Genomic DNA, 11,953 nt, shown 5'->3' on the forward strand with positions numbered 1-11,953 from the left:
CCGCCTCGCTCAGGTCCCGTGCCGTGTCGCGGGCGAGGCGCTTGGGCTCCAGCCGCTCCTGCAGCACGGTCAGGCTGGCGTGCAGCCGCTCCCGCGCGGCGGCTGCCGCCGTTTCGGCGATCGCCAGGCGAACGACGGGGTCGCTCACGCCGCGCCGTCCAGCTTGGGCGGGGCAAGCCTGCCCTTGCCGATCATCGCCAGCACGCCGGCCAGAGCGAACACCGTCAACACCACCGCCGCCGTCGCCAGTCCGGGCCCGATCAGCGTCGCAAGCGACAGGATCAGCCCGACCAGCAACGCGATGAAGCCGCACAGCGCCAGCACGCCGGCGATCGCGAAGAAGGTGACGGCACCCTTGTAGGCCGTGATCCGCTCGCCGGCGCGCGCCTTGTAGAGCGCGATCTCCGCCGACACGACCGCCCGTGCATCCTCGATCGTGCGCCCGACCAGCGAGGCCAGGCTCTCGTCCTCCACGGCCGACGGTGCGAGATGAACCGTTCGCGGACGATCAGGCACGCTGGTCGAGGCCCGCGTGCACCACCCGCGCCAGTGCGAAGCCCAGCGCCGCGGTGACGCCGATCGCCGCCGCGGGGCTCTTGCGGACCAGCCCGCGCACGTCATCGGCGAGTTCGTCGACATCCTTGTCGCGCACCGCGTCTGCGAAGCCCTGGACCGAGGAGGCGGCGGTGCGGGCATACTCGCCATATTGCGCGCCCAGCTTCTCGTCGACCTGTCCGGCAGCGTCGATCAGCATCTGCGCGAACTGGTCGAGCGCACCGCCAGCCTTGGCCTTGCCGTCTTCGGCGAACATGCGCACCTTGTCGATCGCCTGATCCTGGAACGATGCAGCACCTTTGCCGGCTGCCTGCTTGGCGTCGCCGATCGTGCTCTTGGTCTTGCCGTCGTCCGGCTCGAACTCGACGCCGGCGTCCTTGAGCGGCGCGGCCGGCTCGAACTCGGTCGTGGCGGGCGGCGGCATGATGTCGCCTTCTTCGATGGCTTGGGGCTTGTCGGTCTCGGCCATGGCCAACCCTTTCTATGCTGTCTCTGCCGTTCAACCCCGGCGGTCCGGCGGCGGTTCCCTGCCGATTGCGGCGTCGTGCCGCGCGCGATAGGGGCTTGGTCCTGTTCATCTGCCTAGGAGCTTCATTTCGTGACCGCAATCATCGACATCCTAGGCCGGCAGATCCTCGACAGCCGGGGCAATCCAACGGTGGAGGTCGATGTCTGGCTGGAGGACGGCAGTTTCGGCCGCGCGGCGGTGCCGTCGGGTGCCTCCACCGGCAAGCACGAGGCGGTCGAGAAGCGCGACGGCGGCGCGCGCTGGGGCGGCAAGGGCGTCGATCAGGCAGTGGCGGCGGTCAATGGCGAGATCGCCGATGCGGTGCGCGACCTCGACGCCGAGGACCAGGCCGATCTCGACCGGACTATGATCGAGCTGGACGGCACCGAGAACAAGTCGCGGCTGGGAGCCAACGCGATCCTGGGCGTCAGCCTGGCGGCGGCGAAGGCGGCGGCGGATGCGCGCGGGCTGCCGCTCTATCGCTATGTCGGCGGCGTGGCGGCGCATGTGCTGCCGGTGCCGATGATGAACATCATCAACGGCGGCGAGCACGCCGACAACCCGATCGACTTTCAGGAGTTCATGATCGTGCCGGTCGGCGCGGCGACGCTGGCGGAGGCGGTGCGCTGCGGGTCGGAGATCTTCCACACCCTGAAGAAGGCGTTGCACGACAAGGGGCTCAGCACTTCGGTGGGCGACGAGGGCGGCTTCGCGCCCAACATCGCCAGCACCACCGATGCGCTCGACCTGATCATGGCGAGCATCGAGAAGGCGGGATACCACCCGGGCGAGGACGTGGTGCTGGCACTCGACTGCGCCGCGACCGAGTTCTTCCGCGACGGCCGCTACGACATCTCCGGCGAGAACCGCATCCTGTCGAGCCACGAGATGGCCGAATACCTCGCCGACCTGACCCGCCGCTATCCGATCGCGTCGATCGAGGACGGAATGGCGGAGGACGATTTCGCTGGCTGGAAGACACTGACCGACCTGATCGGTGACAAGGTTCAGCTGGTCGGCGACGACCTGTTCGTCACCAATCCCAAGCGGCTGAAGCAGGGGATCGCCGACGGCCTCGCCAACTCGCTGCTGGTCAAGGTCAACCAGATCGGCACGTTGTCCGAGACGCTGGAGGCGGTGTCGATGGCGCAGCGCGCCGGCTATACCGCGGTGATGAGCCACCGTTCGGGCGAGACCGAGGACGCGACCATCGCCGACCTCGCCGTCGCGACCAACTGCGGCCAGATCAAGACCGGCAGCCTCGCGCGGTCCGATCGGCTTGCCAAATACAATCAGCTGATCCGGATCGAGCAGGAGCTGGCGGGTGCGGCGGTCTATGCGGGACGGTCCGTTTTTTTAGCTTGATCCGCGAGTCGCGGCGCGTAATGATATAGATGTGACCCGCCGCCGCTCCCGCCTCGCGCAGACGCTGCGCCGCGCCGCCTGGCCGGCGGCGGGGTTGACGCTGATGGCGTTCTTCGGCGTCTATGCTGTGCTCGGGCCCAACGGCCTGTTCGCCTATGGCGATTACAAGCGTCAGCTCGAGCGACGCGATCGCGACTATACCGCCCTCGACCATCGGCGCGAGGTGTTGAAGAACCGCGTGGCGCTGCTCGATCCCGATCACGCAAATCCCGACATGGTCGACGAGATGGTGCGCAAGCAGCTCAACGTCGCCAACCCCGATGAGGTCATCGTCCCGCTGAAGTGACCGGGCTCCTCAAGAGCCCGGTCAGCGGTCACTTGCCGAGGAACGTGAGCAGGTCCTGCGTCAGCCGGTCGCTGGACGTGACGTTCAGGCCGTGCGGCTCGCCGTCATATTCCACCAGTTGCGATCCGGCGATACCCTTTGCCGCGGCACGTCCCGACGTATCGATCGGCACCGTCTTGTCGCCCGTGCCGTGGACGATCAGCGTCGGCACCCGGAACGCGGACAAGTCGCCGCGAAAGTCGGTCTTGCCGAACGCATCGACGCAGGCGAGCGTCGCCTTGAGGCTGGCCTTGAGCGCGGTCGCGGTGACCATGTCGAGGACGTCGTCGCTGACCGGGCTGGACAGCAGCCCCGACCCGAAGAAACCTGGCATGAAGGTGTGGCGGAAGAAGTGCGCGCGGTCCTGGCGGATGCCGTCCTTCATCTGGTCGAAGGTCTCGACCGGCACGCCGTCCGGGTTGTCGGCGGTCTTGAGCATGTACGGCACGACCGACGAGATCAGCGCGGTGGCGATCACGCCCTTGCCGCCATGCCGGCTCATGTAGCGAGCGACCTCGCCGCCGCCCATCGAGAAGCCGACGATGGTCGCGTCCTGCGTCGCGCCGGTCTCCTGCAGCACGTCGGCGAGGTCGTCGGCGAACGTGTCATAGTCGTAGCCGCTCCAGGGCTGGTCCGACCGGCCGAAGCCGCGCCGGTCATAGCTGATCGCGCGAAAGCCGTGGTCTGCCAGCGCCATCGCCTGCGCGTCCCACATCTGGCCGTCGAGCGGCCAGCCGTGGAGCAGGACGACGGGGCGGCCGCTGCCCCAATCCCTGACGAACAGGTCGATGCCGTCGCGCGTCTTGATATAGGGCATGAGGTAAGCTCCGTAGGGGTCGGACGGTAAACAAGGCACGCGCGGCGGCGTTCCGCCCTAGCGCGCCGTCCGCATGGTAATCTGCGCCGCCTCGCTCTCGGCACGATCGGGATTGCGCAGCGACGGACGCAGGCGGGCGATGCTGCACAGGCCGGCAACGACGGCGAGACCGGCGGCGACCAGCGCCGGCACCCGTCCCGCGCCGACGCCGATCGCTAGCAGTAGCGCCACGAGCGTCGCGCCGGTTGTCTGTCCAAGCAGCCTGACCGTCGAGACCAGTCCGCCCGCCGCCGCCGCGCGCACTTGCGGGGCGGAACCGATGATGAGGCGCGCGTTGGGCGGCAGGAAGATGCCGAACCCCGATCCGCACAATGCCATCCGCCAGGCGATGTCGACATAGGCCGCATCGGCCGGCAGCAGCGCGAGCAGGGTCAGCGCGACCACCGACACGATCATGCCGATACCGCCGAGCAGCCCCGCCGGGATACGGTCCGACAGCCAGCCCGCCAGCGGCGCGACGATCATGTTGGTCAGCGGCCAGGGTGCGATCGCCGCTCCGACCTGTGCCGGCGAGAAGCCGTAATCATGGGTCAAGCGGAACGGCGTCGACAGCAACAGGGTCATCGATGCGATGAAGGCGGTGTACGCACCGATCACCGACAGTGCGATCACCGGCTGGCCGAGCAGGTCGACCGGCAGGATCGGGTTGGCCGTGCCGCGCTCGCGCCGGACGTAATAGACACCAACGAGCGCGCCGATCAGCACGATCGCGGCCGACACTACCGGGCTGTCGCCATGTACCGCGCTCTCCGCGCCGCCGATGACGAGGCCGAACATCGCCGCGCATTGCACCGCGCCGACCACGTCGAAATGCCGGTCGCGCGGGGCTGGATCGGGCAGTGCGCGTCCGAACAGCAGCGAGGCGATCGCGAACGGGACGGCGCTGGCGAACACCCAGGGCCAGGGCGCGACGCCCAGGATCAGGCCGCCGACCGTCGGCGCGGCGGCGGCGGAGCTGGCGACGATCACCGAGTTGACGCCAAGCCCGCGGCCGAGCTGCTTCGCGGGATAGGTCTGGCGGATCAGCGCCGAGCCGACCCCCAGCGTCGCGGCCGCACCGATCGCCTGGCCGGCGCGCACCACCAGCAGGAAGGGCAGGCTCTTGGCGAAGAAGCACAGCAAGGTCGCGACGGTGAAGATCGCCTGCCCCAGCTGGTAGGTGCGCTTGAGCCCGATCCGCTCGCCAAGCGCGGCGAACGGCAGCATCAGCATGACCAGCATCAGCTGGTAGACGGTGACGATCGACACCACCGCGCTCGACCCGACGCCCAGATCGCGGGCGATGGTCGGCAGCGCGACGTTGGCGACGCCGCCGTCGATGATCACCAGCGCCGTCCCGCAGCACAGCGCCAGGATGGCGGCATAGCGACGCGGGAGCGGCAGACCGTCAGTCTGCGCAACAGCGCGAGCGGGAGAGCGCATCGCCGGGATCGCAGTGGAGCGGACCGCAGGTAGTTGCCGTGAACGTCGAAGCCGTGCCATCCTGTCGCTATGCGGTTGGTGGTGCGCGGGGACAAGGCACCTGCAACCCGATCAAGGATCAAGGAGATGACGATGCGTGCCTTACTCAGCCTGGCGGCGGTCTTGGCGCTTGCCGCCGCTCCCGCGCGCGCGCAGACGGCCGCGATGAACGATCACGATCCCTATCTCTGGCTGGAGGACAAGGACGGCGCAAAGCCGCTCGCCTGGGTCGAAGCGGAGAACGCCAGGACGCTGCCGCGCCTCCAGAACGACCCGCGCTATACGACCTTTCACGCCGAGGCGCTGGCGATCGCCGCCGCCAAGGACCGCATCCCGACGCCATCGCTGGTCGGCGGCCGCGTCCTCAACTTCTGGCGCGACCAGGAGCATCCGCATGGCCTGTGGCGCTGGACGACCGAGGCCGACTACGCGAAGCCCGATCCGCATTGGACGACGCTGATCGACCTCGACGCGCTCGGCAAAGCGGAGGACAAGACCTGGGTTTGGAAGGGTGCGACCTGCCTCCAGCCCGAGGAGCGGCTGTGCCTGGTCGCGCTGTCGGAGGGCGGCGAGGACGCGGTCAGCTATCGCGAGTTCGACCTTCAGGCCGGCGGCTTCGTCGCGGGCGGCTTCGCCCTGCCCAAGTCGAAGCAGAACGCGACCTGGCTCGACCGCGACACGCTGCTGGTCAGCCGCGACTGGGGCGCGGGGACCATGACAGCGTCGGGCTATCCGTTCGTGCTGAAGCAGGTGAAGCGCGGCGAATCGCTGGACCGCGCGACGGAGGTGTTCCGCGGGGCGGCCACTGATCAGGTTTCAACCGGTGCCTATGTGCTGCACGATGCGGCCGGGCACCGGCTGGTCGTGATCTCGCGCGCCGTCACCTTCTTCGGTACGGAGACGCTGCTGCTGACCGACAAGGGGCCGCTCAAGCTCGACCTGCCGATGCGGACGAGGCCGACCGCCCTGGTCGACGGCCAGGTGGTGTTCTCGACCAGCGACCCATGGGCCGGGGTGCCGGCGGGCGCGATCGCCTCCGCACCGCTCGCGGAGGTCGAGCGCGGCGTGCTGAAGCCGCAGGTGATCTTCGCGCCGGGTCCGCGCCAGTCGATCGACGGGGCCGGGCAGACCCGCAATCGCCTGCTGCTGGTGGTGTCCGACAATGTCCGCGGTCGTGGCTATGTCTACACGCACGGCGCGGAGGGCTGGAGCCACCGGCCGCTGACCTTGCCCGACAATTCCAGCCTGGGGGTGGTCGCCGATACCCTGCGCAGCGACCGCAGCTATCTGAGCGTCACCGGCTTCCTGACGCCGACGACGCTTTATTCATTGGATGCCGGCAGCGGCCAGCCGGTCGAATCAAAGGCGACGCCGCCGCGCTTCGACGCGTCGCACGATGCCGTTGATCAGTTCGAGGCGACCTCGACCGACGGCACAAAGATCCCGTATTTCGTGGTCCACCACAAGGACGTACCGCTCGACGGATCGACGCCGACGATCATGACCGCCTATGGCGGCTTCCAGGTGTCGATGACGCCTGCCTATCTGGGAACGGTCGGCAAGCTGTGGCTGGAGCGCGGCGGCAGCTACGTCCTGGCCAACATCCGTGGCGGTGGCGAGTTCGGGCCGGCGTGGCACGATGCCGGGCGCAAGACCAAGCGGCAGCTGATCTATGACGACTTCGCCGCGGTCGCCAAGGACCTGATCGCGCGGCGGCTCACCAGTTCGGCGAAGCTGGGCATCTATGGCGGCTCCAACGGCGGCCTGCTGATGGGCGTGGAGTTCAACCAGCATCCCGACCTGTGGCGTGCGGTGACCATCCAGGTGCCGCTACTGGACATGATCCGCTATGAACAGATCGCGGCGGGGGCGTCGTGGGTCGACGAATATGGTTCGGTGTCGAACCCCGACGAGAAGGCGTTCCTCCAGACGATCTCACCCTATCAGAACCTGAAAAAGGGGGTCGCCTATCCCGAGCCCTATATCTGGACGACCACCAAGGACGATCGTGTCGGGCCGCAACATGCGCGCAAGTTCGCGGCGCGGATGAAGGAATATGGCCTGCCGTACCTCTTCTACGAGGATACCGCCGGCGGCCATTCCGGCGATGCCGATATCGAGCAATCGGCGCGGTTGCAGGCGTTGCAGATGACCTATTTCGCGCAGAAGCTGATCGGGCCGGCCGGCTGATCGCGGATTGGAACGCGCGCCGACCCGGTCCGTTGTTGCTGCACCGCAGCGGATCGCGATAGGATAGCGAGATGAGTTCGTCGATCACCGAGGTGCGCGCATCGGCACCGCCGCCCGTCTCCACGCCCGTCGTGTTCGAGGCGATCGTCAAGCAGCTGGCGATCGCCGCCAGCTATAATCGCGGCGAGGTGACGCTGGCCCCGCACATCATCTACACACGCCATGGCGAGTTGTACGTCGATGCGGTGACGCTGGAGCGCGACGGCAAGCCGCCCAAGGAGATGAAGCTCGGCGCGTTCAAGCTGGCCGGGCTGTCGCCGCTGCGGCTGACCGCGCGGCGGTTCACGGTCAGCGAGCTGTTCCACCGCAAGGAGGCGCGCTACGATGGGGTGACGCTGATGGCGGTCGACGCCGGCTGAACCGGAGCCGGCGAACCGGCTCCGATTCCGCATTCAGCGGCAGCGGACCTCGCTGCTGTTCTGGTCGACCGCCTTGCCGGCAAGGGCACCACCGGCCGCGCCGAGCAGCGTCCCGACTGTCTTGGAATGACCGCCGGCGATCAGGTTGCCGAGCAACCCGCCACCCGCCGCGCCGATGATCAGCCCGGTGGTGCCGTCGTTGCGCTTGCAATAATAGCGGCCATCATTGCCGGCATAGACGCGGTCGTCGGCCGCGAGCACACGCTCCTGGTTGCTGGCACGATAATAGCGCGACGGCTCATAGCCCTGCTCGACGCGGTCGGTATCGTAGTAACCTTGCGACGGCGGGGGCGGGGGCGGTGCGTAGCCGCCGTTGTTGTAGCCAGGTCCGGGGTAGGCCGGCGCAGGATAGCCCGCCTGACGCGACGACTGGTAACGGTCGACTGCCTGGCGATAGAGCTGATACTCGCGGTCGAAGCGCGCCTGGGCATCGGCGAAGCGGCGATCCTCCTGGGGGCTCTGCGCGATGACGGGCATCGCGGTCGCGAGCGTCGCAATGGCGAGCCCGGCGGTGACAAGTCGGCTAAGCATGACTGGTATCCTTTACTGGCCGGCGATTCGCGGCGGCGCGCGAGAGATACGGTTTCGCTCCCGTATCGTTCCTGAACGAGCGGCCGCGGGGAGGCACGGCATGAGCAACGACGATCGCCCGATCGAGGGGCGGGGCCGCTGGATCGCCCGCTGGCTGCTGATCGGCTTTTACGGCGTGGCGGGGGTGGCGCATCTCACCTTCGCCACCGATGCGATGGTGAAGATCGTGCCTAGCTCGGTGCCGCAGCCCTATGCCTGGGTGATCGCGACCGGGCTGTGCGAGCTGGCCGGGGCGGTTGGGCTGATGACGACCCGCTGGCGCCAAGCGGCGGGTTGGGGGCTGGCCGCCTATGCGCTGTGCGTATGGCCGGCGAACGTCGTCCACGCGATCCACGATCTGGGGCAGGGGACGGGTCTCGGTTGGTGGTACCACTATCCCCGGCTGGCGTTGCAGCCGCTGATCATCTGGTGGGCGTTGTGGGCGAGCGGGGCGGTCGTGGTGCGACGTCGGGCTCGCTAACTCACCCCAGCGTCACGAAGCTGTCCATCACCCGCTTGCGTCCGGCCTGATCGAAGTCGATCTCCAGCTTGTTGCCTTCAATCGCGGCGATCGCGCCGTTGCCGAACTTCTGGTGGAACACGCGGCAGCCGACGGACAGGTCGCTGCGCCCCTTGTTGCCCAGGCTGATCGCGCTTTGCCGGCTCTCTACGATGCGGGTGGGAGCGGTGGTGAAGGTGCGGCTGGTCCACTCGCCGCCCGGCTTGCCCGCATCCAGGGTTCCGGCGGCGCGCTGCCAGCCGGGGCCGCGCCCCGTCCCGCGCGCGACATCGGCGAAGGGGTCGGCGCGCTCGCTCCAATTGGCGCGCCACAGGCTCTCGCCGCCCGACATGGTGGTCTCGCTGTCGATATGCTCGGGCGGCAGTTCGCCGACGAAACGGCTGGGGATGCTCGACATCCACTGGCCGTAAATGCGGCGGTTGGCGGCGTGGAGGATGGTCGCGCGTCGCCGGGCGCGGGTGATCGCGACATAGGCGAGGCGGCGCTCCTCCTCCAGGCTGCGCGTGCCGCCCTCGTCGATCGCGCGCTGCGAGGGGAACAGGCCTTCCTCCCAGCCGACCAGGAACACGGTGTCGAACTCCAGTCCCTTGGCGGCGTGGATGGTCATGATCGTGACTTGGGGGTCGTTGCGGTTACCCTCATTGTCCATGACGAGGCTGACATGCTCCAGGAACGCGCCGAGCGATTCGTACTCCTCCATCGCGCGGACCAGCTCGGACAGGTTCTCCAGCCGGCCGGCGGCCTCTGCCGACTTCTCCGCCTGCCACATGGCGGTATAGCCGCTCTCGTCGAGTAGCTGCCGCGCCAGCTCGGGATGCGGCAGGCTCTGCGCCATGTCGCGCCAGCGGGCGATGTCGCCGACCAGCCGCCCTAGTGCGCGCCGCGCCTGCGGTGTCAGCTCGTCGGTGTCGAGGATGCGCGCGGCGGCGGTGGTCAGCGGCTCGCCGGTCTGGCGTGCGAGCTGGTGGAGCCGGGCCAGCGCCTTGTCGCCGAGCCCGCGCTTGGGGACGTTGACGATCCGCTCGAAGGCAAGGTCGTCGGCGGGCTGGTTGACGACGCGCAGATAGGCGAGCGCATCGCGGATCTCGGCGCGCTCATAGAAGCGGAAGCCGCCGACGATCCGATAGGGCAGGCCGATGGCGATGAAGCGATCCTCGAACTCGCGGGTCTGGTGCTGGGCGCGCACTAGGATGGCGACATGATCGAGGCTGGTGCCGCCGCGCTGCGCCGCCTCGATCTCCTCGCCGACGCGGCGCGCCTCCTCCGGCCCGTCCCAGATGCCGAGCACGCGCACCTTCTCGCCGGCGTCGAGCTCGGTCCACAGCGTCTTGCCGAGTCGGCCGGTGTTGTGCGCGATGACGCCGCCGGCCGCGCCGAGGATGTGCGGCGTGCTGCGGTAGTTCTGTTCGAGGCGGATCACCTTCGCGCCGGGGAAATCGTGCTCGAACTTCAGGATGTTCTCGACCTGCGCGCCGCGCCATGAATAGATCGACTGGTCGTCATCGCCGACGCAGGCGATGTTGCGGCGCTGCTGGGCGAGGAGGCGCAGCCAGAGATACTGGACGGCATTGGTATCCTGATACTCGTCGACCATGATGTAGCGGAAGCGGGTCTGATACTGCTCCAGCACGTCGCGATGCGTCTTGAGGATGGTCAGGACGTGCAGCAGAAGGTCACCAAAGTCGCACGCGTTGAGGCTCTTCAGCCGCGCTTGATATTGTGCGTACAGCTCGCCACCGCGGCCGTTGGCGTAGCGCTCGCTCTCGCCGGCGTCGATGTCGCGCGGCACCAGCCCCTTGTTCTTCCACTCGTCGATGAGGCCGGCCAGGGCGCGGGCGGGGAAGCGCTTCTCATCCAGGTCGGCGGCGACGATCAGCTGCTTGAGCAGACGCAGCTGGTCGTCGGTGTCGAGGATGGTGAAGTTCGATTGCAGCCCGACCAGCTCGGCATGGCGGCGCAGCATCTTGGCCCCGATCGCGTGAAAGGTGCCGAGCCACGGCATCCCCTCCACCGCCTCGCCGACCAGCCGTCCCACCCGCTCGCGCATCTCACGCGCGGCGCGGTTGGTGAAGGTGACGGCCAGGATCTCCGACGGCCACGCCTTGCGCGTATAGAGCAGGTGGGCGAGCCGCGCGGTCAGCGCCGCCGTCTTGCCGGTGCCCGCGCCGGCCAGCATCAGCACCGGGCCGTCGGTGGTCAGCACCGCCTCGCGCTGCGGCGGGTTGAGGCCGGCGAGATAGGGCGGGTCGGCCAACGGTGCGCCGGTGGCGGCCAGCGCCGGAGCAGCGGAAGGAGCGGGGGTCGTCACCCCCGAACAGGTAGGGAACGCCGGCGTCGGGAGCAATGGCGTTGCGCTTCGCCCAAAAAATCGGGGCGACCCGTCCGGATCGCCCCGTAGTTCAGGGAGGAGGAGTGCCGAAACACTCCGCCGCTGGCTGCAAGGGGGAAAAGCAGGAGCAGCGGCGATCCGGCTATTGCCCGGCGAGCATTACAGAATGATGTCGATATCCTGCCGGTCAGCGATTTTGCCGGGTTTGATCAGGCGGGGCGGAGCAGGGTCAGGCGCGCCTTGCCATGGACGCGCTCCACATCGATGGTGAAGCCGGCGATCGCCACCGCCTCGTCGCGGCCCGTTTCGATGCTGATCCAGCTCGCCGGCCCCGTCCAGCCGAGTCGGGCCAGCTTGTCGAGCGCCACCGCGCCTGCGCCCGAGCCATAGGGCGGGTCCATCATCAGCAGGTCGAGCGGCGCGGGGGCGGGGCCGAGCGCCAGCACCGACGCGGCGCGCACGTCAGCCCGCGCGCCAAGCGTCGCCAGGTTCGCACGCAGGGCATCGAGCGCGGCGCGATCCTGCTCGACGAACAGGCAGGAGCCCGCGCCGCGCGACAGCGCCTCGATCCCCAGCGCGCCCGAGCCGGCGAACAGGTCGACGACGCTGAGCTCCTCGAAGCTGCCGAGCCGGCTGGTGAGCATCGAGAACAGCGCCTCGCGCACGCGGTCGGACGTGGGCCTCGTCGCCTGCCCCCGGGGGGCCACGAGGGCG

At 68.6% G+C, this 11,953-nt stretch carries 12 protein-coding genes; 5 read left to right on the top strand and 7 right to left on the bottom strand.

Annotated elements, in window-relative coordinates; translation table 11 throughout:
* Positions 1–144 precede the first annotated feature (144 nt).
* Both HUU96_RS04410 and HUU96_RS04415 read right to left on the bottom strand, forming a co-directional pair.
* A complete protein-coding gene (locus tag HUU96_RS04410; protein ID WP_254604984.1) occupies positions 145–474 on the bottom strand; it encodes a phage holin family protein in 330 nt (109 codons plus the stop codon).
* 34 nt (positions 475–508) lie between these two features.
* Complete coding sequence (locus HUU96_RS04415) at positions 509–1,024, bottom strand: hypothetical protein (RefSeq protein ID WP_174291643.1); 516 nt, start codon at positions 1,022–1,024, stop codon at positions 509–511.
* 129 nt (positions 1,025–1,153) lie between these two features.
* On the opposite strand from HUU96_RS04415, the gene eno reads away from it, so the two are divergent.
* Entirely contained in the window at positions 1,154–2,428 is a 1,275-nt protein-coding gene (gene eno, locus HUU96_RS04420) for a phosphopyruvate hydratase (RefSeq protein WP_174291645.1), read from the top strand.
* Between the two features lie 103 nt (positions 2,429–2,531).
* Positions 2,532–2,774, top strand: coding sequence for an FtsB family cell division protein (locus HUU96_RS04425; protein ID WP_174291653.1), 243 nt, complete (start codon positions 2,532–2,534; stop codon positions 2,772–2,774).
* A 28-nt stretch (positions 2,775–2,802) separates the two neighbouring features.
* Here HUU96_RS04425 and HUU96_RS04430 read toward each other — a convergent pair whose 3' ends face one another.
* Positions 2,803–3,630 carry an alpha/beta fold hydrolase gene (locus HUU96_RS04430; RefSeq protein WP_174291646.1) on the bottom strand — a complete coding sequence of 276 codons (828 nt, stop codon included), beginning with the start codon at positions 3,628–3,630 and terminating at the stop codon, positions 2,803–2,805.
* A 57-nt stretch (positions 3,631–3,687) separates the two neighbouring features.
* Positions 3,688–5,112, bottom strand: a complete 1,425-nt coding sequence (locus tag HUU96_RS04435) for an MFS transporter (RefSeq protein WP_174291647.1) — start codon at positions 5,110–5,112, stop codon at positions 3,688–3,690.
* A 126-nt stretch (positions 5,113–5,238) separates the two neighbouring features.
* On the opposite strand from HUU96_RS04435, the gene HUU96_RS04440 reads away from it, so the two are divergent.
* Both HUU96_RS04440 and HUU96_RS04445 read left to right on the top strand, forming a co-directional pair.
* Complete coding sequence (locus HUU96_RS04440; RefSeq protein ID WP_174291648.1) at positions 5,239–7,341, top strand: prolyl oligopeptidase family serine peptidase; 2,103 nt, start codon at positions 5,239–5,241, stop codon at positions 7,339–7,341.
* 71 nt (positions 7,342–7,412) lie between these two features.
* Positions 7,413–7,760 carry a hypothetical protein gene (locus HUU96_RS04445; protein ID WP_174291649.1) on the top strand — a complete coding sequence of 116 codons (348 nt, stop codon included), beginning with the start codon at positions 7,413–7,415 and terminating at the stop codon, positions 7,758–7,760.
* Between the two features lie 33 nt (positions 7,761–7,793).
* Here HUU96_RS04445 and HUU96_RS04450 read toward each other — a convergent pair whose 3' ends face one another.
* Positions 7,794–8,351 (bottom strand): glycine zipper 2TM domain-containing protein, encoded by a 558-nt coding sequence (locus tag HUU96_RS04450; RefSeq protein ID WP_174291650.1) that lies wholly within the window; start codon positions 8,349–8,351, stop codon positions 7,794–7,796.
* 100 nt (positions 8,352–8,451) lie between these two features.
* Between HUU96_RS04450 and HUU96_RS04455 the strand changes: the two genes are divergently transcribed.
* Positions 8,452–8,871, top strand: a complete 420-nt coding sequence (locus HUU96_RS04455) for a DoxX family protein (RefSeq protein ID WP_174291651.1) — start codon at positions 8,452–8,454, stop codon at positions 8,869–8,871.
* Between the two features lies 1 nt (position 8,872).
* On the opposite strand, the gene HUU96_RS04460 is transcribed toward HUU96_RS04455, so the two are convergent.
* Both HUU96_RS04460 and rsmD read right to left on the bottom strand, forming a co-directional pair.
* On the bottom strand, positions 8,873–11,218 hold the full coding sequence (locus HUU96_RS04460) for an ATP-dependent helicase (protein WP_438827057.1): 2,346 nt from the start codon (positions 11,216–11,218) through the stop codon (positions 8,873–8,875).
* A 230-nt stretch (positions 11,219–11,448) separates the two neighbouring features.
* Entirely contained in the window at positions 11,449–11,946 is a 498-nt protein-coding gene (gene rsmD / locus HUU96_RS04465) for a 16S rRNA (guanine(966)-N(2))-methyltransferase RsmD (protein ID WP_254604986.1), read from the bottom strand.
* Positions 11,947–11,953: the final 7 nt, after the last annotated feature.

Source organism: Sphingomonas bacterium (assembly GCF_903644135.1).
GTDB lineage: Bacteria > Pseudomonadota > Alphaproteobacteria > Sphingomonadales > Sphingomonadaceae > Sphingomonas.